Origin of the sequence: Streptomyces varsoviensis (assembly GCF_000718635.1) — a bacterium.
Taxonomy (GTDB): Bacteria; Actinomycetota; Actinomycetes; order Streptomycetales; family Streptomycetaceae; genus Streptomyces; species Streptomyces varsoviensis.
On record NZ_JOBF01000028.1, the window covers coordinates 30,476 to 51,134 of the forward strand.

Below are 20,659 nucleotides of genomic sequence, written 5' to 3' on the forward strand. Positions count from 1 at the left end.
CACGGGGAAGCGTCGACTCCGGCAACCGGCCGGCGTGGCCGCCCGGCGACGCCGCCGCGGCCGGGGACCTGATTGGAACGAGCGGCGCCCCATCCGCGAGGATGGCCCCATGACCGCCCAGATTCTCGATGGCAAGGCCACCGCATCCGCGATCAAATCCGAACTCGCCGTCCGCGTGGAGGCGCTGAAGGCCAAGGGCATCACGCCCGGCCTGGGCACTCTCCTCGTCGGCGACGACCCCGGCAGCAAGTGGTACGTCGCCGGAAAGCACCGCGACTGCGCCCAGGTCGGCATCGGCTCCATCCAGCGCGAGCTGCCCGACACCGCCACGCAGGAGGAGATCGAGGCGGTCGTACGGGAGCTCAACGACAACCCCGACTGCACCGGCTACATCGTCCAGTTGCCGCTCCCCAAGGGCATCGACACCAACCGCGTCCTGGAGCTGATGGACCCGGCCAAGGACGCCGACGGGCTGCACCCCGTCAGCCTCGGCCGGCTGGTGCTGAACGAGCGCGGCCCGCTGCCGTGCACCCCGTACGGCATCATCCAGCTCCTCCGCCACCACGGCGTGGAGATCAACGGCGCGCACGTGGTCGTGGTCGGCCGCGGCATCACCGTCGGCCGCTCCATCCCGCTGCTGCTGACGCGGAAGTCCGAGAACGCCACGGTCACGCAGTGCCACACCGGCACCCGCGACCTGGCCGCGCAGCTCCGGCAGGCCGACATCATCGTGGCCGCGGCGGGCGTGCCGCACATCATCAAGCCGGAGGACGTGAAGCCGGGCGCGGCCGTGCTCGACGTGGGCGTCAGCCGGGACGAGAACGGCAAGATCGTCGGGGATGTGCACCCGGGCGTGGCCGAGGTGGCCGGCTGGCTCTCCCCGAACCCGGGCGGCGTCGGCCCCATGACGCGGGCGCAGCTCCTGGTCAACGTGGTCGAGGCCGCCGAACTCGCCGCCGAGGCCGAGGCCGCTGACGCGGCCGGTACCGGCGCCGGAGAAGCGGCCGACGCCGCCGCCGCGGGCTGAGCGCCGAGTGGGAAGGGCTGTCCCCGTGTCGTCCGCCAGTGCTCGTACCCCTGCCGGCATCGGCGCGCTCGCTCTCGTACGGCCAGGGGCCGCTCTCGTACGGCCCGGGGTCAGGCTCGTACGACCTGGGGTCGCGTTCGTACGACCTGGGGTCGCGTTCGTCGAAACCCGGACCGCGGCGGCGGCCGGCGGTACCGCTTGTGAGAGGACGGCTGGTCATGGGCGCTGAGACCCATTCGGGGGCGGGGAAGGGCCCGGAGGCGGCTGCGGCCGAGGCTCCTGAGGGAACAGGGGCCGCCCCCGAGGCAGCGGAGCCCCCCGCGGCTTCGGGAAGTTCGTCGGTGGCAGGCGCGTCAGCGACTGGCGCGACTTCGGGAAGCGCGACTTCGGGAAGCGCCGTTTCCGGCGAGGCCGGGGCGGGCGCGGAGCCCGCGGACCGGCCGGTGAAGGCCGGGCCCCGGCTGGGCTCGACCCGCGTCGCGCGCCTCACGCGGCGCTTCCCCTCCCTGACGCGGGACACCGCCCGGCCCGAGGGCGGCGGGCGGGCCGCCGGCGGGGACGCTCCCGCCCCGGCGCGGCAGTGGCCGCTGCTCTCCGTGCTCGGCGGCACGGGCCTCGGGCTCCTGATCGTGTCGTTCGACGCCTTCCGGGCGGGGACGATCATCATCGGGCTGGCCCTGATCGCGGGCGCGGCCCTGCGCTGGGCGCTGCCGTCCGTCGGCATGCTGGCCGTACGGTCGCGCTTCACCGACATCGTGATCTACGGGGCGCTCGGCGCCGCCATCGTGCTGCTGGCGATGATGGCGCAGCCGCATCCGTGGCTGAAGATCCCGTTCCTGGAGGACCTGCTCCACTTCACGGTGAAGTGACCGACGCGCCAGCGGGGCCGCCCGGCATCCCGGGCGGCCCCGCACTGCTGTGGCGGACCCGTTGCGCGTGTGCGCCGAGGAGATGCGCGCCGAGGAGTCAGGGCTGTGCACCGGCAATGTGGACGTGGCGGGGGGATGTCCGGTCCCCCCGCTCCTCGGCGTAGTACGTCTTGCCTGATCAGGCCGGCAAGGTGATCAGAGGACGAGCACGAGCTTGCCGCCGGGCCGGCGGGACTGGCTGAGCTTGGCCGCGTCGTGGATCTGGTCGAGCGGATAGGTGCGGGCGACCGATACGGCCAGGACGCCTTCGCCGGCCAGCCGGGCGAACTCGGTCATCCGGTCGTAGCGCATCTCGATCTGGGTGATCCGGGTGCCCAGCTCGGCCGCCGCGGCGAAGTCCGAGATGGTGAGGACGCGGTCGGGGTCCCCGGTCAGGCCGATCAGGGTCGGCAGCGCGCCGCCGGCCGGGCTGGCCTGGTCGGCGCGGTCGATCCGGCCGCCGGTCGGGGCCGCGTCCAGGGCGCGGTCGACGCGGCCCGCGGCCAGCGCGCCGACGCGTTCGGCCATGCCGTCGCCGTAGCCGGTCACCCGGGCGCCGATCTTTTCGAGGGCGGCGGCCCGGGCCGGCCCGGCGGTGGCGATCACCCGGACACCCCGGTGCAGCGCCAGGCGCACCGCCGCCTCGCCCACGGTGGAGCCCGCGCCGTGGACGAGCAGCGACTCGCCCGGCTGGACGCCGAGATCGTCGAGCGCGTGCCACGCCGTCTCGGCCGCCATCGGCAGCGCGGCGGCCTGCTCGGCGGTGACCCCCTCGGGCGTGTGCGCCCAGGCCGTCATCAGCGCGTACTCGGCGGCGCCGGCCGTCGGGCCGTCGAGGGGCGCCGGGCCGAACACGCGATCGCCGACCCCGACGCCGGTGACGCCCTCGCCGAGCGCGTCGACGACGCCCGCGACCTCGGTGCCGAGCCCGCGCGGCAGGGGCGGCAACTGATCGGCGAAGAGGCCGTCGACCAGCGCCCAGTCGCCGGGCGTCAGGCCGCAGGCCCGTACAGCGACGCGGATCTGGCCGGGCCCCGGCTCCGGCTTCGGGACCTCGCGGACCACGATCACGTCCGGGGATCCGAACCGGTCGAACTGGAGAGCCTTCATGGCGACCTCTTGAGTGATCTGATGACAGCATCTGTTGTCATCGACCATAACACCGCGACGACAGCGTCTGCTGTCATATGCTGGCCGGTATGCCGAGATGGGAGTCAGACGCACAGGGCCGGCTGGAGCGCGCGGCGCTTGAGCTCTTCGAGACGCAGGGGTTCGAGCGCACCTCGGTCGCGCAGATCGCGCGTGCCGCGGGCCTGACCGAGCGCTCCTTCTACCGCTACTTCCCCGACAAGCGGGAAGTCCTCTTCGCCGGCTCCGAGCTGGAGGCCCATCTCGTCGCCCAGGTCGAGGCGGCCGACCCGGGCCTCACGCCGATCGAGGCGCTGCTGACCGCGCTGGGCACCGCCGACGAGGTCTTTCGCTCGCGCGAGTTCCTGCTGCGCCGCGTCAAGGTGATCGCCGCCAGCCCGGCGCTGGCCGAGCGCGATCTGATCAAGCTCGCCGACATCGCCGACGCGCTGGCACGAGCGCTTGAGCACCGCGGCGTCGAGCCCGGCGCAGCACGATTCATCATCGACGTGGCGATGGCGATCACCCGGCGCGCCACCTCCCGCTGGCTGGCCGACCCGGACGCGGCCTTCCCCGACCTCGTCGCCCAGGCCACCGCCGAACTGCGTGAAGCGCTCGCGCCGCCGGCGCCGAGGGTCCGCTGATTCCGCCGAGTCCGCTGATTCCGCCGAGTCCGCTGATTCCGCCGAGGCTCCGCTGATTCCGCCGAGGCTCCGCTGAGTCCGCCGAGTTCGCTCCAGAACGCGATGGAGGGCACCGTGCTCCACCTGCTCCACCTGCTCCGCCTCCGCTACACCGGGGCCGAAGACGAGGTCGCCCCCTACATCGCCGGTCACGTCGCCTACCTTGAGCGGCACCATGCCGCCGGGACCTTCCTGGTCTCCGGCCAGACCGTCCCCACCTCGGAAGGCGGCGCGATCATCGCCCACGGCGTCGACCGCGACGCGATCGAGCGGATCACCGCCGAGGACCCCTTCGTCACGAGCGGCGTCGCGGAGTACACCGTCACCACCATCGCCCCGGGCCGGGCCCACCCCGCCCTGGCCGATGTCCTCGCACCGGGTCTCTGATCGCTCGTCCGGGCCGCCGCGGGGCACCGCACATAGCGGCGGCCCCTCCTCTCCCCCGTGAGAGGAGGGACCGCCGCCGTTTGTTTCAGCCCCCCGGCCGCCTAGCGAGTGGTCAGCACTTGATGGACTGCATGGAGACGGAGGTGAAGTGCTGTCCGCGCGGCGCGGAGAGCCTGACCGGCGAGGAGTCCCCCTTCGGGCCGGCCCAATCACTGTCGACGTGACCGCCGCGGTTCAGGCGGCCCCGGACGAACGGGCAGCGGCCGTCGGACTTGGTGTCGTGGACGGTCCCCTTCACCTTGGTGTCGTTGTTGCACCACTTGCCGTTGGCATAGCCACGGCCGTCCTTGATGGACCAGTTGTTGGTGCAGGAGTCGGCTGCCGGGGCGGCGTGCGCCGCAGGGGCGACGGCCAGACCGGTGCCGAGGGCGGCGGTCGCGGCGGCGAGGGCGAAAGTCTTCCGTATGTTCACGGTTCGGGTTCCTTCCCAGTGGATGGCGGGCGGCGCGGGGTGGACCGCGCCGCCCGTTGGTGCTGAACCACAGGTTGCTCGGGGGGCCGCCGAACCCGCCAGAAAGATCGAGTAGTTGGGGAGACCCTGGGACGGGCCCCGCTCTGACCTGCTGGGATGCGGATGATCGTGGGATGTGTTGGGACGCGCCGGCACGGCGGGCGGGCCGGGAGGGGGTGATCGGTGCGCGGGAGGGGGCCGTGAAGACGTCGACGAAGATGGTGAATTACCGGGGACCGCCACCGGAAATCGGCCCATCATGGCTCTGAGGGAGGCCGTGACGCCTCGGGGGACAACAGGACGCGGATGGGGTGGACATGTCGCGTTGGAAGAAACTGCCGGAACCGCTCGACCAACGGGTTCGGCAACTCGTCGTGCAGATGCGGAGATTGAAGGACCACAGCGGGCTGAGCCTGGAGGCGTTAGCGGCGCGCACCGCGTACAGCAGCTCCTCGTGGGAGCGCTACCTCAACGGGAAAAAGCTTCCGCCACGGCAGGCGGTGGTGGAGCTGGCACAGATCGCGGAGACCGACCCGACGCGGCTGCTGGTCCTGCACGAACTGGCGGAGGAGGCATGGGGACGGCCGGACACGGCGACGGCCTCCGGCCCGGCATCGGCATCGGCATCCGAAGTGGGGGCGGGGGACGCGGGCACGGGTCCGGCTGCGGGTGCGGGCGACGGATCCGACCAGGCCCCGGGCCTGGTCTCGGGCCCGTCCGCGGGCGGCCCCGCCGAGCCTCGCCGCCGCCGGGCCGGGCTGCTGGTCGCCGCCGGGGTCGCCCTCGCGGCCGTACTCGCCGTCGTGCTCGTCGTCACCGAACCCTGGTCGAGCGGCGGGAGTTCGCACGCGAAGGACAGCCCCGCTCCCACCGTCACGGACGATGCCCCGCACTACGAGTGCGACGTGAAGCGCCAGGACGGCCGGCTGTACGCGGGCAACAGCCGGACCAGCGTCGCCATCATCCAGCTCGGCATGGTCGGGCCGGAGGTCGCCGAGGCGCAGTGCCTGCTCAAGCACGCCGGTTACGAACTCGGCAAGGTCGACGGGAGGTTCGGCAACATGACCGAACGAGCCGTCAAGCGCGCCCAGAAGAAGGGCGGCGTCGTGACCGACGGCAAGGTGGGCCCGGACACCTGGCCGGTGCTGCGCCGATGACCGGGCCGGAGCGGGGGCCGGGGTCGGGAGTGGGGTCAGGATCGGGAGTGGGGTCGGGAGCGGGCAAGGGTACGGGTGCGGGCGGGCGTATGGGTTCCGACGTGGGTACGGGGCCTGGCGCGCGTACGGGACCTGGCGTACGTACGGGGCCTGGTGTACGCACGGGGTCCGACGCGCGTACGGGGCCCGGTGGCCGTACGGGGGCCGACGCCCGTACGGGGCCCGGCGTACGTACGGGATCTGACGGGCGTACGGGACCCGGCGTTCGTACGGACGAGGGCGGGGGCAAGGGCGGTGGCGTCGGCGCCGTGCCCGGCGCTGCCCCGGAATGCGCGCGGCTCGCGGAGTCCCTGCGGCGGCTCAAGGAGCGTACGGGGCTGAGCCTGGCGGGGCTCGCGGCGAAGACGGCGTACAGCCGTTCCTCGTGGGAGCGGTATCTCAACGGGAAGAAGCTCCCGCCCCGGCAGGCCGTGGAGGCGCTGTGTCGGCTGGCGGGCGAGCCCTTGGGGCGCACGGTCGCGCTGTGGGAACTGGCGGACCTGGAGTGGAGCGGCCGGGCCGCGCGCGCGGAACCCGCGGCGGGTGCGGCGCGGGCCGATCCCGGCCCGCGGCGGCCGGCGGCCACGGAGGCCGAGCCGCCCGCCACCCGCCGTCGACGCCCGCTGGCGCGCCTGCTCCTGGGGGCGGCGGCCTGCGGTGTGCTCGGCTTCGCGGCCGTCGCCGCGTGGCCGACATCGCAGGAGGGCGGAACGGGTACGGGCGGGTCGGCGCGGGGCGGCGCGTCGGCCGCGAGCACGCTCCCGTACTCCGACGCCTTTCCCGACCCGGAGAAGGAGGCGCGCTGCCGGGGAGCGGCGTGCACCGGCCAGAATCCGGAGGCCATGGCGTGCGTGAGCCCCAGCACGGTCGGCACCTGGCGGGCCAGGAACGGCGAGCACGTGTCGATCCGCTACAGCAAGGCGTGCGGCGCGGGATGGGCCAAGATCTGGTCCTCACGGGTCGGGGACCGGATCTCGATCTCCTTGGTCAGCCGGCCCGCGGGGCGCTCGGGGAGCGATGAGCGGAGCGCCGCGCCCGGCGGAGAGGGGAGAGGGGCGGGGAGCGGGTCGGCCGCCGCCCGGCCGTCCGGAAGCCCCGCGACGAGCTCCGCGACAAGCCCCGCGACAAGCTCCGCGACCGGGCAAGCGGAGGGCGCCACTCAGCACGCCGTCGTGCAAGACGAGCTGGATTCATCGAATTATCTTTCAACTCCCATGGTCGCCACCAATGCGCCGTCCGACCTCCGGCTCTGCCTGGAGCCCGCGGGGGGCGGGGCGAAGGAGTGTTTCGGCCGGTGACGGCGGTGGTGGCGGTGGTGCGCGCGGCGACCGCGGTGCCGCGGCGCTCGGAGGCGAGGGGCGTACGGAGGGGGCGCATTCCTACCCCGGTTGCGCCCGCTCGGCGTCAACTCGGGAACTGACAGGGTGACTTGGGGCATCTCCATGGGTAGCCGGTACTGGCCGTAGCGGGGGCGGCGCGGTACTGCGCTCGGCGTCCGGTGCTTGATAACCATGGGGGACGACCGCAGTCCGTTCGGGGGGACAGGGGGAGGCAATGCCTCGTTGGAAAGCGCTTCCGGAGGAACTCGATCCGCAATTACGGGAGTTCGCGAACCAGTTGCGCAGGCTGGTGGAGCGGAGCGGGCTGAGCCTGGCCGCCATCGCGGACCGTACGGGCTACAGCAAAACGTCCTGGGAGCGCTATCTGAATGGGCGGCTCCTGCCGCCCCGAGGCGCCGTCGAGGCGCTGGCGGAGGCGACCGGGGCGAGCGTCGTCCACCTCGGGACGATGTGGGAGCTGGCGGAGCGGGCCTGGTCCCGGTCGGAGCTGCGGCACGACGTGACGATGGAGGCGATGCGGGTCGCCCAGGCCCGTGCCGCGCTGGGGGAGTTCGGCCCGCCACCGCCTAAACCGGCCAAGAACGGCGGCAAGCGTCAGGCATCGCCGCCACCGCCCGCCCCGCCGTCCGCGACGGAACGAACTCCTGGCTCCGCCGGGCCTTCTGGGTCTCCTGGGCCTTCTGGGTCTCCTGGACCTTCTGGGGCTGCTGGGCCTTCTGCGCTGGCTGGTTCTTCCGCCTCTCCCGGCTCCTCCGCCCCTCCCAGCTCCTCCAGTCCCGCTGCCCCCTCCAGCCACTCGGGCTACACGCCTCGCTCCGGCACCCCCCACCCCGGCCACTCGGACGATTCGAGCAGTTTTCCCGGCTCGTTGACCGGGCCTGGCTCCGACTCCCGTGCCCGCTCGGGCTCCGGCTCGGGCTCCGGTTCTGGTTCCGGCTTCGGTTCTGGTTCCGGCTCCGGCCCTGGTTCCGGCTTCGGCGCGGGCGCTCCGCCGGACGGTTCGCGCGGCGGGGGCTCGTACGGCAGCGGCTCGTACGGCGGCGGTTCGTATGGCGGAGACTCGTCGGGCGGCGACTCGTCGGGCGGCGGCTCGTCCGGGGGCGGTCCGGCCGGCAGCGGCCCGTACGGCAGTGGCTCGGCGCCCGCCGCCCCCGACGCGCAGCGGCGCCGCCGCCGGGTGTCGATGTTCCTCGCGGGTCTGGTCGGGACGCTGCTCATCATCGCCGCCGCCGTGCTCCTGATCGGCGTGGGCGGCAACAGCGGCGACGATGCGAAGAAGCCGGCCGACTCCGCCGCCTCGCCGAGCGCGAGCGGCAAGGCGAAGCCGCCGGCCGGGGTGAAGTGCGTCGGCCAGGACTGCACGGGGAAGGACCCGGAGGCCATGGGGTGCGGCGGCGCGTCCGCCACCTCGCCCGCCTCCGCGACGATCGGCTCCGCCTACGTCGAGGTCCGTTACAGCAAGGTGTGCGGCGCGTACTGGGCCCGTATCACGCAGGCGGCGCCGGGGGACGCCGTGCAGGTCGCGGCGGCTGGCGGGGACGCGGGGTCGGCCCGTACCGAGAACGGGAAGGTGGAGCGGGACGCCGACGCCTATACGCCCATGCTCGCGGCGAGCGCGCCGCTCCGGGTGAAGGCGTGCGCGACGCTGGCGACGGGGGAGAAGGGGTGCACTCCGGCGACTGCGGCACCCGCCTCACCTGCGGGTTCCCCGGTTGAGTAAAGAATCGGCAAATCCGTGGCATGGGGGCCGCCGCGGCGGGCAAGCGGAACTTCAACCCCCCACGGGTGTGGCGCACACCGGGCGGGTACCCGCGCTCCCCCTCCTGGAGCGGGTACCCGCCTGGTGCTGCGCCTGAAGCCGTTGGGGGGCGGGTTGGGGTCCGTTCGGGCGGCCGGTTCGGGGCCCGTTGGGACGCGGGCGGTCCCGGAGGCCGGTTCGGGGTCCGTTCGGGCAGCCGGACCCGGCGGGCGGTCCCGGCGGCCGGTTCGGGGCGGTGAGCAGCCACACACAGGGGCGGCGTACCGGGCTGGGCGGGGTCCGATAGCCTGACGCAGGGTCTCTTGACAACGAGAGATCTCGGATAAAAAAGGGCAGGGACGCCCACCGCCGCCTTGGGGGTCTGGGGACCCGCCCCCGGCAAACACTGCGCAGGAGATCGCCATGACCCGCACTCCCGTCAACGTCACCGTCACCGGCGCGGCCGGCCAGATCGGCTACGCCCTGCTCTTCCGCATCGCCTCGGGACACCTGCTCGGCGCGGACGTGCCCGTCAAGCTGCGACTGCTGGAGATCCCGCAGGCGGTCAAGGCCGCCGAGGGCACCGCCATGGAGCTCGACGACTGTGCCTTCCCGCTGCTCCAGGGCATCGACATCGCCGACGACCCGAACGTCGCCTTCGACGGCGCGAACATCGCCCTGCTCGTAGGCGCCCGCCCGCGCACCAAGGGCATGGAGCGCGGCGACCTGCTGGAGGCCAACGGCGGCATCTTCAAGCCGCAGGGCAAGGCCATCAACGACCACGCCGCCGACGACATCAAGGTCCTCGTGGTCGGCAACCCGGCCAACACCAACGCCCGCATCGCCCAGGCCGCCGCGCCGGACGTGCCGATCGAGCGCTTCACCGCCATGACGCGCCTCGACCACAACCGCGCCGTGACGCAGCTCGCGAAGAAGACCGGCGTCTCGGTCTCCGACGTCAAGAAGCTGACGATCTGGGGCAACCACTCGGCCACCCAGTACCCCGACATCTTCCACGCCGAGGTCGCGGGCAAGAACGCCGCCGAGGCCGTCAACGACGAGGCGTGGCTGGCCGACACGTTCATCCCGACCGTCGCCAAGCGCGGCGCCGCGATCATCGAGGCGCGCGGCGCGTCCTCCGCCGCCTCCGCCGCCAACGCCGCCATCGACCACGTCCACACCTGGGTCAACGGCACCGCCGCCGGCGACTGGACCTCGATGGGCATCCCGTCCGACGGCTCGTACGGCGTGCCGGAGGGCATCATCTCCTCCTTCCCCGTCACCACGAAGGACGGCAAGTACGAGATCGTCCAGGGCCTGGAGATCAACGACTTCTCGCGTCAGCGCATCGACGCCTCCGTCGCCGAACTCGTCGAGGAGCGCGAGGCCGTGAAGGGTCTCGGCCTCATCTGATCGGCTCTGCATCTGGTCGGCTCTGCATCTGACTGGCTCTGCCTGAGCCGGCACCGCCATTGGGCTCCGCCCCGACAGGACCTCCTGTCGGGGCGGAGCCTTTTTCGCTTCCCTCCACCTAGCAACGTGAATAGACGATTGCGCAAATAATCGATTCTTCGTGCTACGGTCGATTCATCAGGTGATAGCCGATAGCCGACGAGGACTCTCCTCGTCCGGAAGGAAACAACCGCATGCACGCCGACGACCTCTTCGTCAACGACCCCTTCGCCCGTCTCCCCGAGGCGGCGTCCTTCACCGTGACCAGCGCCAACGTCGCCGACGGCGCGGCCTGGCCGGCCGAGCAGCGCGCCTCCGGGACGCCCGGCGGGCAGGACCGTTCGCCCCAGCTTTCCTGGAGCGGCGCTCCGGAAGGCACCAAGAGCTACGCGGTCACCGTCTACGACCCCGACGCCCCCACCGGCTCCGGGTTCTGGCACTGGGCGGTCGCCGACATCCCCGCCACCGTCACCGAACTGCCCGCGGGCGCCGGCGACGACACCGGTTCCGGCCTGCCCGAAGGGGCCTACCAGCTCCCCAACGACGCCCGCGTGGCCCGCTACATCGGCGCCGCCCCACCGGCCGGGCACGGCCCGCACCGCTACTACACCGTGGTCCACGCCCTCGACGTCCCCGCCATCGGCGTCCCGGCCGACGCCACCCCGGCCGTACTCGGCTTCACCATGGCCGGCCACATCCTCGGCCGCGCGGTGCTGACCACCACCGCCGAAACCCGCGCATGACAGCGCTGCCCCAGCCCCGGAGAACAACCACGATGCACCAAGACAGCACCCCCGCGTCCGCCGATGCCGGCGAGGGCTCGATGGACCTGGAAGCCGTACGCGAGATCAGCCAGGCCATCAGCGCCGCGCACCTGTTCATCTACCTCGCCCCCGAGACGGCCCAGGAGGCGGCCGCTCTCGGCGTGACCGAGCGCGGGCCGGCGTACCTGGCCTTCCGGTCGGCCGCGATGGGGGCCGTACCGTGGCAGGTCACCCTCGCCGCCTTCTACAACTTCAGCCCCCGGGCCGTACGGGCCATGGACGGCGTGTGGGACGCCGCGCCGCCCGCGCGGTGGCAGGACGCCCGCTTCCGGGCCGCCGGACGGGCCATGCGCCGCGTCGGCGTGCGCCTCACGGACGGCGAACTCGCCGAAGCGCGCTCGCTCCTCGACCCGGTCGTCGCCGGAGCCGACTACGCCGGCAAGGTGCTGGCGGCCGCGAACGCCTCGGTCGCGCTGCCCGCCGACCCTCTCGTCGCGCTGTGGCAGCAGATAACGGTGGTGCGCGAGTGGCGCGGCGACGCCCACTCCGTCGTACTCGCCGACAACGGCCTCGGGCCGTGCGACTGCCTCGTCCTGCACACCGCGATGGGCCGCCTCCCCATAGCCCTCGCGCGCACGACCCGCCAGTGGAACGACGAGGAATGGGCCGCCGCGACGCAACGCCTCGTCGCACGCGGCTGGCTCGACGCCGACGGCCGTATCACCGCCGCCGGCACCGCCGCCCGCGAGCGCGTCGAAGCGCAGACGGACGAACACTGCGCCCCCCTCTGGTCCCCCCTCGGCCCCACATCCACCCGCCGCCTCGCCGCCCTCATCGCCCCCATCACCGAAGCCTTCACCGCCGCGGGAACCTTCGACGCCATCGGCGGCGGCTGACCGCACGCCGCCTGACAACCGGCCACTGCCCGACGCCTTCCGCGGCGCTCAGGCCGAAACCAACTGGCCGCGTTCACGCTGTCATCGGCCAGCGAAGCGATTCAGCGATTCAGGGGCGGGCCGATCGGCGAACCGCGCGAGTTCCTCGCCGCCGCCACGCGGCAACCCGTCGATCGCCGACTCGGGCAACTCCGCGATGGCGGAGCGCAGCCGCGCCTTGAGCCCCGGGTGCGGGGCCCAAGCCGCGGCGGGGAGCCCTACGACCGCGAGCAGCAAGTCCCCCTCGTAGAAGGCGGCGTCGAGGAGCGGGTCATCGAGCAGCAGACGCACCGCGAGCGGCACGACGTACGCCAGTGCCACCCGCTGGGCGACGAGGACGCGCAGCTCCGCCGGCCCGAGTTCACACAGGGGAACACGGCGCAAGCCGTGCACCTCGCGGGCCAGACGAGTGGCGTCAGGCGCGGGAGGCGCCCAACGGGGCGGGTCCAGCTCATCGAGCGTGCGGTCGAGGTGCGGAGGCATAGAGGCATTGTCGCGGCGGCGGGCTGTGCCGCTGGAACGATTGTCGTCGACAGAACGGTCGTCGCCACTGGAACGGGCTTCGTCATCGGCCCCCGGCGCGGACCGGGCGCACCGCGGCGCTCGGCCCAAGCGCTCAGCTCAGCGCGTCCAGCGCGATCAGCCCTGGCCGGCGCTTGGGTCGAGCCTCACTGACCCAGTGCGACCGTGCCCGTGGTGCCGTCGCCCGGGCGGGCTCTAGTCGGTGCCTCGGCAGGTGCGGCAGCGGCCGGGTTTGGGGGAGCGGAAGGCTCGGTCGCAGCCGTTGCAGTTCTGGAGGGGGTTGGGGTGGTGGGTGGGTTCGGGGGGCGGGAAGGCCTGGGTCGCCGCGTTCGGGTTTGGGGGGGGGGAAGGCCCGGGTCGCGCCGTTTGATGTTGGGGGGGGGGTGGGGGTGGGGGGGGGGTTGGGGGGGGGGGGGGCTGTAGGGGGTCTTGGGCAGGACTGGGGGAATCCATTCCCGCAGGCGGTGTTGAAGCATCCTCGATGGCCAGGGGATCGCGCCGGGCGGGAGAGAGCCGGAGAGCGTACGGAAGACCTGCTCGGGCGGTACGCCACGGTCCAGCCACTTCGCGACGCCGGGGACGAGGTACTTGACGTCGCGTTCGGACAGCAGCAGGCGGGCGTCCTTGGCGCGCAGACCGGCCAGGAGGGTGGTGGCGGTGCGGCGGAGGAGGGGGGAGATGGCGGGGGAGGCGGGAGGGATGGGCTTGGCCGGTGCCGGTGCCGGTGCCGGTGCCGGTGTTGAAGCCGTGGACGGAGCCGGGGGTGGTGGTGCGGGGCGTACGGGCTCCTTCGCCAGCGAGACAGGCGTCGGCACCAACGGCGGGCCCGGCGGCAGGGGCTCGGGAGCGGAAGGGCGCGGGGGGTGTGAGGGGCGGGGCTTGGGGGCGTGGGGGTGCTCGAAGTAGGTCGTGCGCGTCACGATGCGCTGCCCTGGGGCCCGTTCCTTCTTGCGGGACAGGTAGCCCGCCTGCTCCAACTCCCGCAAGGCCCGCGCGATGCGCGCCTCGCCCTCCGGGAACTGCGCCGCCAGGACCTTGACCCCGACCAGTGCCCCGTCCGGCAGCGACTGGATCCGTACGGCCAACCCGATCGCGACGGCGGACAGCGTCGGGTGCTGGGCGAGATGGTTACCGACCACGGTGAAGTGCGACTCATGGCGGTGTCGGCGGTGCGTCACTCCGGCGAGCGGACGGCGGACGACCGGGGGCCGGGTCAGTGGGCGTCGGGGGCGCGAAGTACGGCGCGCGCTAAACTGCCTTGAGGTCATTGGGAAGCTCTCTTCTTCCTGGTGATTAGGCCCTCGGAGTTGGGACTGCCATCCCGCCGGGGGCCGACGTCTATGTCGATGAATGTGCCGACGCGCGCGCCGATGTCTGGCGACGTGCATGCCGGGGCGTGCCTGGTGCTGCTGTGTGGTGCTGCTCGGCGCGACCGTACCCCGCCCGCTCGCATGCCTGCCACCTCGTCACCCGATGGAGTGACAAGGACAGTTGCGAGATTGGTCAGGTACTTTCCCCAATCCTGAGGAGGGCATCGAGCCCCACCGCGACGCGGCCCACCGGGTCGCGAAAACCACGATCCGGCGCACGTCATTTCGGACCCTGGCCCCGGGGTGACCGTCCCTTCGCCGGAATCGGCGAACCCGCCCTGGCCGTAGCCGATGAGCGGCGCGGGCTGCTCGCCGTGGCGGGGGCTCCAGCCCGGCGGGTCGTTCGTCGTTCGGCGCGAGGCGGCCACCGTCGTGCCGACCGCTCTCACGGTCACGGCCCCCGGCCGTCTCCTCATCGGTACGGACGACGGGCGTGTCCTCGCGTGCTCGACTGCGAAGTGACCCGCTTGAGCGGCACCCCCTGACCTCATCGAGACCGAATACCGCCGCCGTTGTCGTACCCCAGTGCGATGGTGGGGGAGTGGCAAGGGGAGGCGGCCGGAGCGGGGAGGGGACGGCGTGGGGGGATTGACGGGTGAGCTGCGGCTCAGCGTCGCAGGGATGATCAAGGCGTCGATGGGGATGGTCGACGTCGTCATGAAGGGGGCGCGGGACACCACGATCGCGTTGGGCCATGAACTCGGCCGGCAGAAGGGCATGGCCGGGGACGACGACGCGGGCCGCGCGTTCGCCAAGGCGTACGGGCCCGCCGCGGCCGCCGCGATCGACCAAATGGGGTTCAGCGCCTACGTGATGGGGGCCACCGGCAAGGCGCTGATGCGCACCGCGCGCGAGGTCATGGCCACCGACAAGCACATCGCCGCGCTCATGGGACAGCAGGACGACCTCACCGAGGGCATGGGCGACCCCGGGAAGGACTGCGCGGAGTCATTCCTGGGGCTGGGCGAGGAACTGCCCGAGGTCGTCGGGGACACGACCTGGTACCGGCAGTACGTGCCGGGCGGCGGCGACCGGTACCGCGGGGACGCGGGCCGCGTCCGCGAGGTCGCCGGGACGTGGCGGCACGCCGGGCGGCTGATGGCGCGGCTGCTGGAGGACGCGCAGGTGTACGCCACCACGGCCAACCAGGCCCACGCCGGTGAGGCGGCGACCGCCTTCGACCAGTACTTCAGGCGGACCGTGGGGTTCGGCGACCCTCCGGAACGGGCGCAGGAGGACGAACCCCTCGTCGCCAACCTGGTGGCCGCCTGCACCCAACTGGCCAAAGCCTGCGAGCAGTACGCCGACCACATCGACGCCGCACTGCGGGTGGCCCTCGCCCACAAGGCGGACTTCTTCCGCATCGACGCCCCCTGGGACGCGCCGATGTTCGGCGGCAACGGCGACGACGGAGGCTTGCACCTGGCCGTCACCGGAGACCCGCACATCCACGCGCTCGGCGACGTTGCCCACGCGCTGGACGCGTCGCGCGGGCGCGTCACGGTGCCGGGCGGCGGGCCGCCGTCGCCGTGGTGGCATCCGCCGATGATGCCGGCGCTGCCACCGCTGCGGCCGGTGCCGCTGCTGCTGGCCTCGGCCCCCGCCATGGTCCCCATGGGGAGCCGCGTCGATCCGTCGATCCCGTCGAGCGATCCGATACCACCGGAGCCGGGCACGACGACGCTTCTCGGCGCAGCCGACCAGGCCCGGTTCCGGGCCTGGCGCGACGCGTTGCCCGCGTCCGGCTTCATGGGCGGCGGTAACCACCTGGTCCCCGAGAACGCCTACCAGGTGCGCGTCGCCGGATACCCCGAGCGGGAAGTGCCGCTGCCTGCGGGTGTCGGCGCTCCGGGGAAGGGCATCACCGTGGACGGCTTGCGTCCGTCCGACGGCTATGCGATCGAGGCGAAATACGTCCGCGAGCCCGACTGCGAGAACCCGAAGACCTTTCGCCGGCTGTCCGTGGTCAACAGGATCTTGGCGACTCCGCCGAAGCTGGACGAGAAGGGCCGGACGAAGTTCGACCCGCACCGTGATGGCATGTTCGTCAAGGACGAGGGCGGGCTCATGCGTTATAAGGCGGCCCTGGAATACCCGCGGAACAATCAGATTCGCGGCTTTGAAATCATCACCAACGACAAAGAGTCCGCCCCCTATTGGCAGAGCATGATGCTCATGACCGGTGTCAAGGGCACCGCGCGATACGTACCGTGAGGAATGGGAACACCGTGACAGGACACAACCCGACCCACACCACCTTCAGCTTCGCGCCTCCCACGGACGATGCCCTGGCCTGGCACCTGCGGCTCGACGACCTGGCGGAGAAGATCACACAGAGTTTTCCGGGGGCTTTCACGCAATTGCAGCATGAACTCGGACCGCGTGACGCGGACGCGCTCTCCTTTGCTGTGCAGGTCTCCGACGGGGAGTGGCTGGAAGGGCTGGCGACCACGCCGTACGAGGGCATGGGGTCGGTGATGGTCCTCGACGCTTCGGCGGCCGAGGCTGCCGTATTCGCCGTGTGGCTGCGGGACTCCTTCATTCCCTCGCCCGAGCTGATCGAATTCACCAGTGAGTTCGCGTTGAACAACGGGGACACGTCGACGTGGAAGCTGCCGCGCAGCGGCCCCGCAGGGGAGATCGCCGAGGCGCTGCAGCAGCACATCGACTCGGTCGGAGCCTCCTAGACCGGGCGAACCACGCAGAGTCGGCATGGCGGGCCGGCCGCAGGCCGTATGGCTCAGGGCGCGTCCACGTCCACGTCCTCGAAGAGTTCCAGCATGCGCGTCAGGACCCTGACGCACGTGGCGACGTCCGCGTCCGTGAGGTCGCCGCCTACCTGGCGGAGGATGGCGTGTTCGCGGGTGGTGACGGCGGTGATGGCTGCCTTGCCGTCGGGGGTGAGGGTGATGAGGGGGGAGCGGCGGTGGGCCGGGTTGGGGGTGGGTTCGACCAGGTGCTGGGCGGCGGCGTCGTTGACCATGCGCTGGACGAACTGGCGGCTGAGGGCCTGGGCGCGGCCCATCTGGGGGACGGTCATGGGGCCGTGTTCGCGGAGCAGGTCGAGCACGGCGCGTACGCCGACGGACAGGCCCTCGACCGGCGCGGTCTCCTCCACCTTGCGCTGTACGCGCCGGTAGAGGGGGCCCACCAGGGCGAACACCTCCATCAGGCGGGGGCCCAGGGCGTCGGGCACAAGCGGGGCGTCGGGCGGGGTCGGGAGGGGGGAGTCGGTGGAGTCGGTGTCGTCGTTCACGGCACCAGGATGACATCCACAATGACAACCTAGTTGCCAACCCCGCCGTAAAGTGACACCTTGGTTGTCATGACTCAGGCTTCTGACGTGCACTACTTCGAGTCCGGGGACGGCCGCCTCGCCTACCGCGACATCGGCTCCGGCCGCCCGCTGGTGCTGCTGCACGGCGGCTACCTCGACCACCGCATGTGGGACGACCAGGTCGCCGTCCTCGCCCCCGTCTACCGGGTGATCGTGCCCGACGCGCGCGGCCACGGCCTGTCCGCCAACGCGAGCCGCCCCTACCGGCAGGCCGACGACCTCGCCGCCCTGCTGCGCCACCTCGGCACCGGGCCCGCCGTCCTCGTCGGGCTCTCGATGGGCGGCGGCATCGCCGTCGACACCGCGCTCGAACACCCCGACCTCGTACGCGCGCTGGTCGTCAGCGGCGTCGGGACCAGCGAGGCCGAGTTCCACGACCCCTGGGTCACCGGCATCCAGACCGAGCTGGCCCGCGCGGCGGCCGAGGCCGACGCCGAGGGCTTCGTCGACGCGTTCGTCCGCTACACCACCGGCCCGCACCGCACCCTCGACGATGTCGACGGCGAAGTCCTGCGCCGGATCAGGGAGATGACGCGGCGTACGGTCGCCAAGCACACCGGCGAGGCGGCTCCCGTGCTGCCTTCGCCCGTCACCGACACCTGGGCCCGCGCCGCGAAGATCGCGGTCCCGGTGCTGGCCATCAACGGCGGCCTCGACTCGGACGACTGCGTGGGAATGGCCGAACGCCTCGTCGCCACCGTCCCCGACGGCCGTACGGCCACCGTCGAAGGCACGGGCCACTACCCCAACATGGAGCGGCCCGGCCTCTTCAACGAATTCCTCTGGGAGTTCCTCTGCGACCTCTTCACCGAGCGGGGGTGAGAACGAGGCTCCTCACAGCCAGCGCTCCGCCGCCTCCACGCTCGTGTCGCCGCTCGTGTTGAAGGCGATGGCGGCCTGCGGCGCGTGCTTGCGCACCAAATTGACGATCCGCTCGAAGAACTCCAGCAACTGCTCCGGCTTGCGGATTCCGCCGCCGATCACCACCACGTCCCACGCGCGTCCGGCCAGCGCCTCGGCGGCCGTGGGCTCGGCCGTCCCGTCGATCTCCAGCAGCGTCATGGCCGCGTCGATGCCGCGCTCGGCGAAGCGGGCCAGCTCGTTGTCCAGGACCGCGTGGAAGGCGGGCACATCGGCACCGGGCACTACCTTGGGGTCAAATCCGGGTACAAGAACAGAAGGCATTCGATCAGATTACTTCGGCCGGCTGCTGGAGGGGCGGCAACCGTCGCCGGGCCGCCTCAGCCTGACACCGACACCGTTCGCGGCTCTCCCGCCCGTACCGTCAGCGTCGTGCCCGTACGCCCGCCCGCCGCCTCGAACGTGTCCGCCGGCAGCTCCGCCCCGTCGACCAGCACCCGGCGGTACGTACCGGGGAACCGCGCCTCCCACCGGTAATGCGTCCCGGGGGCCGCGCGCAGGGTGAGGGTGGTGCTGGTGTTGCCGTCGTGGCGCAGTGTGAAGCGGTCCTCTCCGATGGGGACGTCCGCCGCCTCCACCCACTGGACGCTCCCCTGCCCGTCCCCCTGCGCGCCGTCCCCCCGCGGGCCATCGCCCACGGGCAGCCGCGGCAGCGTGGTCAGGGCATGCCGGGGCGCGTCCGGTTCGACGCCCATCATCCCCTCGACGAGCTGGGAGATGAGGGTGAAGGACAGCTCGGGGTAGTCGCCGTTGACGAAGCGCCGGGTGGCGTGCCGCTTGTCGCGCTCCGCGTAGAGGTGCCGCATCCACTGCCACGCCCACTCGTTCCGGCCGTGCCGGAAGAAGACGTCGGGCAGATAGGTGAGGGCTTCGGCGTTCACGGGCCGGCCCTCGGCGGACAGCGCCTGGCGCTGTACGTAGTCGAGGTAGGCGTCGTTGTGCGCGCCGCTCTCCAGCACGCCCTTCAGCGGCATGAACCAACTGTTCTCCTTCCCCCACCCGGCCACTGCCGTGCCGTCCGCGTGATAGCCGCGGTTCATCGCCGCCCCCGAACCCGCCCCGGTCCAGCCGCCGTTGACGTACGCGCGCAGCCTCGCGGCGCGGGTGCGGTACGCCCGTACCAGCTCGGTGTCGTCCCGGGCGTCGGCCAGCGCGGCCACCGCCAGATAGGCCCGGTACTGCGTCGCCACGGCGTCCCCCGCCTCGACCAGCCGCTCGCCGCTCTCGTTGTACGTGGCCACCTCGTCGAAGATGTGCGTGCCCGCCGCCCCCGCGACCGGCACCGGCCGGCCCGCCAGCCGGCCCGCCTGCTGGGCCACGAACTCCTCCGCCGTCCGGCGGCAGAAGTCCCACAGCACGCCGTCGAGATAGCGGCGGTCCCCGCTCCAGCGGAAGGCCGCCGCGCACTTCTCGACCAGCTCGAAGGGGGCCGGCAGCTCCCGTACGAACTCCCGCGCGCTGTGGTAGTCGATGCTCAGCGGCGTACGCGCGTCGAAGTTGACGGCCCACACCGGCCAGCGCCGGTGCTCCGCGGTCGCCGACGCCGCGAAGGACCGCAGCATCGTGAGGTTCTCGGCGTCCAGGCCCAGGATGTGGGCCCCGCCGACCTGGTGGGCGGTGTCCCGCGCGTAATAGCCCGTACGGTCCGGATAGCCCGCCCAGTACGACGCGGCGTACGCGGCCTCGGCGGTGGGCGGGCGGTGGCTGGTCTCGTCCATGTTCAGCGGGCCCGGCGCGCCGCACTGCTGGACCCAGCCCGCGGCCTTGCCCCGCGCCCATTCGAAGATCTCGACCACCTCGCGGCTGGACGAGGTGATCCTCGGGCGGGCGGGCAGCCCCGGCGAGACCATGACGCCGTCCACGGCGACCCACCCCGCGTCCGTGTCGCCGCCGTACGCCTCGAACGCGATCTCCAGCCGGTCCCCGGCGCGCAGCTCCACATCGGTCAGGGTCCAGCGGCGGTAGTCGCCGTCGAAGACGGGGGCGACGGCGGCCACGGGTCTGCCGTCGCGGCGCAGCACGAAGCGGGCGTCCGCGTCCTGGCCGGCCACCCAGGCGGAGAGGGAGTAGACGCCGTTCGCGGGGGCGGTCACCGTCTGGGCGACCGACGTCATCCCGCGCTGGCCGATACGGGCGTCCAGGAACGCGTGCAGCGCGCCGCCGAACGGTCTGCTCCGGCCGACCCCACTGCGCGCCTCGCCGCCGCCCTCGACCGGGGCCCCCTTGAACGTCCAGCCCTCGGTGCCCTTCTCGAAACCGGGATTGACGACGATGAGCGGAGCGGTCTGCCGGCCCATGAGTTCCCCCTTGCCCACACCCCGCGCCCGGCCACGGAGGCCGGGCTCCTAGGAGCAAGCTAAGAGCGATCCCCATGGAGCGAAAGGCCGCCACCACGCGGAACGGACCGCCCCCGACCTCCGGGCCGGGAACGGCCCATGAT

The 20,659-nt window shown here is 72.5% G+C and carries 19 protein-coding genes; 13 read left to right on the forward strand and 6 right to left on the reverse strand.

The window, feature by feature from the left end; translation table 11 throughout:
- Nucleotides 1-109 precede the first annotated feature (109 nt).
- A complete protein-coding gene (locus IF55_RS30585; RefSeq protein WP_048832805.1) occupies nt 110-1,027 on the forward strand; it encodes a bifunctional methylenetetrahydrofolate dehydrogenase/methenyltetrahydrofolate cyclohydrolase in 918 nt (305 codons plus the stop codon).
- A 443-nt stretch (nt 1,028-1,470) separates the two neighbouring features.
- The gene (locus tag IF55_RS30590) at nt 1,471-1,896 is read left to right on the forward strand and encodes a DUF3017 domain-containing protein (RefSeq protein WP_030891550.1); all 426 of its coding nucleotides are present in this window, start codon (nt 1,471-1,473) and stop codon (nt 1,894-1,896) included.
- A 195-nt stretch (nt 1,897-2,091) separates the two neighbouring features.
- Here IF55_RS30590 and IF55_RS30595 read toward each other — a convergent pair whose 3' ends face one another.
- Nucleotides 2,092-3,045, reverse strand: a complete 954-nt coding sequence (locus tag IF55_RS30595) for an NADP-dependent oxidoreductase (protein WP_030891546.1) — start codon at nt 3,043-3,045, stop codon at nt 2,092-2,094.
- Between the two features lie 89 nt (nt 3,046-3,134).
- On the opposite strand from IF55_RS30595, the gene IF55_RS30600 reads away from it, so the two are divergent.
- Together IF55_RS30600 and IF55_RS30605 are read left to right on the forward strand one after the other, a co-directional pair.
- Nucleotides 3,135-3,707, forward strand: a complete 573-nt coding sequence (locus IF55_RS30600; protein ID WP_030891543.1) for a TetR/AcrR family transcriptional regulator — start codon at nt 3,135-3,137, stop codon at nt 3,705-3,707.
- Between the two features lie 114 nt (nt 3,708-3,821).
- Nucleotides 3,822-4,133, forward strand: coding sequence for a YciI family protein (locus IF55_RS30605; protein ID WP_245661526.1), 312 nt, complete (start codon nt 3,822-3,824; stop codon nt 4,131-4,133).
- 112 nt (nt 4,134-4,245) lie between these two features.
- On the opposite strand, the gene IF55_RS30610 is transcribed toward IF55_RS30605, so the two are convergent.
- Nucleotides 4,246-4,605, reverse strand: coding sequence for a hypothetical protein (locus IF55_RS30610; RefSeq protein ID WP_030891537.1), 360 nt, complete (start codon nt 4,603-4,605; stop codon nt 4,246-4,248).
- Between the two features lie 356 nt (nt 4,606-4,961).
- Here IF55_RS30610 and IF55_RS30615 point away from each other — a divergent pair, with 356 nt between their 5' ends.
- The 6 genes from IF55_RS30615 (at nt 4,962) to IF55_RS30640 (ending at nt 12,030) form a co-directional block, all read left to right on the forward strand.
- Nucleotides 4,962-5,801, forward strand: a complete 840-nt coding sequence (locus IF55_RS30615; protein ID WP_030891534.1) for a peptidoglycan-binding protein — start codon at nt 4,962-4,964, stop codon at nt 5,799-5,801.
- A 308-nt stretch (nt 5,802-6,109) separates the two neighbouring features.
- Nucleotides 6,110-7,138, forward strand: coding sequence for a helix-turn-helix domain-containing protein (locus tag IF55_RS30620; RefSeq protein WP_037967096.1), 1,029 nt, complete (start codon nt 6,110-6,112; stop codon nt 7,136-7,138).
- Nucleotides 7,139-7,394: 256 nt separating this feature from the next.
- Nucleotides 7,395-8,900, forward strand: a complete 1,506-nt coding sequence (locus IF55_RS37805; RefSeq protein WP_078645552.1) for a helix-turn-helix domain-containing protein — start codon at nt 7,395-7,397, stop codon at nt 8,898-8,900.
- Between the two features lie 441 nt (nt 8,901-9,341).
- Complete coding sequence (locus IF55_RS30630) at nt 9,342-10,331, forward strand: malate dehydrogenase (protein ID WP_030891525.1); 990 nt, start codon at nt 9,342-9,344, stop codon at nt 10,329-10,331.
- Nucleotides 10,332-10,564: 233 nt separating this feature from the next.
- A complete protein-coding gene (locus IF55_RS30635) occupies nt 10,565-11,113 on the forward strand; it encodes a YbhB/YbcL family Raf kinase inhibitor-like protein (RefSeq protein ID WP_030891522.1) in 549 nt (182 codons plus the stop codon).
- Between the two features lie 32 nt (nt 11,114-11,145).
- Nucleotides 11,146-12,030 carry an SCO6745 family protein gene (locus tag IF55_RS30640; RefSeq protein WP_030891519.1) on the forward strand — a complete coding sequence of 295 codons (885 nt, stop codon included), beginning with the start codon at nt 11,146-11,148 and terminating at the stop codon, nt 12,028-12,030.
- A gap of 81 nt (nt 12,031-12,111) precedes the next feature.
- Here IF55_RS30640 and IF55_RS30645 read toward each other — a convergent pair whose 3' ends face one another.
- The gene (locus IF55_RS30645; protein ID WP_037967094.1) at nt 12,112-12,552 is read right to left on the reverse strand and encodes a contact-dependent growth inhibition system immunity protein; all 441 of its coding nucleotides are present in this window, start codon (nt 12,550-12,552) and stop codon (nt 12,112-12,114) included.
- 1,988 nt (nt 12,553-14,540) lie between these two features.
- Between IF55_RS30645 and IF55_RS30650 the strand changes: the two genes are divergently transcribed.
- A complete protein-coding gene (locus tag IF55_RS30650; RefSeq protein ID WP_030891508.1) occupies nt 14,541-16,175 on the forward strand; it encodes a restriction endonuclease fold toxin-2 domain-containing protein in 1,635 nt (544 codons plus the stop codon).
- Nucleotides 16,176-16,189: 14 nt separating this feature from the next.
- The gene (locus IF55_RS30655) at nt 16,190-16,648 is read left to right on the forward strand and encodes a hypothetical protein (RefSeq protein WP_030891507.1); all 459 of its coding nucleotides are present in this window, start codon (nt 16,190-16,192) and stop codon (nt 16,646-16,648) included.
- 53 nt (nt 16,649-16,701) lie between these two features.
- Here the strand turns inward: IF55_RS30655 and IF55_RS30660 are convergent, their stop codons facing one another.
- Nucleotides 16,702-17,130, reverse strand: coding sequence for a MarR family winged helix-turn-helix transcriptional regulator (locus IF55_RS30660; RefSeq protein ID WP_048832834.1), 429 nt, complete (start codon nt 17,128-17,130; stop codon nt 16,702-16,704).
- Between the two features lie 156 nt (nt 17,131-17,286).
- Here IF55_RS30660 and IF55_RS30665 point away from each other — a divergent pair, with 156 nt between their 5' ends.
- Complete coding sequence (locus IF55_RS30665) at nt 17,287-18,120, forward strand: alpha/beta fold hydrolase (RefSeq protein ID WP_030891504.1); 834 nt, start codon at nt 17,287-17,289, stop codon at nt 18,118-18,120.
- 12 nt (nt 18,121-18,132) lie between these two features.
- On the opposite strand, the gene IF55_RS30670 is transcribed toward IF55_RS30665, so the two are convergent.
- On the reverse strand, nt 18,133-18,483 hold the full coding sequence (locus IF55_RS30670; protein WP_030891502.1) for a hypothetical protein: 351 nt from the start codon (nt 18,481-18,483) through the stop codon (nt 18,133-18,135).
- 56 nt (nt 18,484-18,539) lie between these two features.
- Nucleotides 18,540-20,516: a carbohydrate-binding protein gene (locus IF55_RS30675; protein ID WP_157854585.1), complete on the reverse strand. Its 1,977-nt coding sequence runs from the start codon at nt 20,514-20,516 to the stop codon at nt 18,540-18,542.
- Between the last annotated feature and the right edge of the window lie 143 nt (nt 20,517-20,659).

What these genes read in the sequence shown, in the direction of transcription:
- IF55_RS30585 (WP_048832805.1), top strand. Translation starts at nt 110, where the DNA reads ATGACCGCCCAGATTCTCGATGGCAAGGCCACCGCATCCGCGATCAAA.
- IF55_RS30595 (WP_030891546.1), bottom strand. Translation starts at nt 3,045, where the DNA reads ATGAAGGCTCTCCAGTTCGACCGGTTCGGATCCCCGGACGTGATCGTG.
- IF55_RS30600 (WP_030891543.1), top strand. Translation starts at nt 3,135, where the DNA reads ATGCCGAGATGGGAGTCAGACGCACAGGGCCGGCTGGAGCGCGCGGCG.
- IF55_RS30615 (WP_030891534.1), top strand. Translation starts at nt 4,962, where the DNA reads ATGTCGCGTTGGAAGAAACTGCCGGAACCGCTCGACCAACGGGTTCGG.
- IF55_RS37805 (WP_078645552.1), top strand. Translation starts at nt 7,395, where the DNA reads ATGCCTCGTTGGAAAGCGCTTCCGGAGGAACTCGATCCGCAATTACGG.
- IF55_RS30630 (WP_030891525.1), top strand. Translation starts at nt 9,342, where the DNA reads ATGACCCGCACTCCCGTCAACGTCACCGTCACCGGCGCGGCCGGCCAG.
- IF55_RS30635 (WP_030891522.1), top strand. Translation starts at nt 10,565, where the DNA reads ATGCACGCCGACGACCTCTTCGTCAACGACCCCTTCGCCCGTCTCCCC.
- IF55_RS30640 (WP_030891519.1), top strand. Translation starts at nt 11,146, where the DNA reads ATGCACCAAGACAGCACCCCCGCGTCCGCCGATGCCGGCGAGGGCTCG.
- IF55_RS30645 (WP_037967094.1), bottom strand. Translation starts at nt 12,552, where the DNA reads ATGCCTCCGCACCTCGACCGCACGCTCGATGAGCTGGACCCGCCCCGT.
- IF55_RS30660 (WP_048832834.1), bottom strand. Translation starts at nt 17,130, where the DNA reads ATGGAGGTGTTCGCCCTGGTGGGCCCCCTCTACCGGCGCGTACAGCGC.
- IF55_RS30665 (WP_030891504.1), top strand. Translation starts at nt 17,287, where the DNA reads ATGACTCAGGCTTCTGACGTGCACTACTTCGAGTCCGGGGACGGCCGC.
- IF55_RS30670 (WP_030891502.1), bottom strand. Translation starts at nt 18,483, where the DNA reads ATGCCTTCTGTTCTTGTACCCGGATTTGACCCCAAGGTAGTGCCCGGT.
- IF55_RS30675 (WP_157854585.1), bottom strand. Translation starts at nt 20,516, where the DNA reads ATGGGCCGGCAGACCGCTCCGCTCATCGTCGTCAATCCCGGTTTCGAG.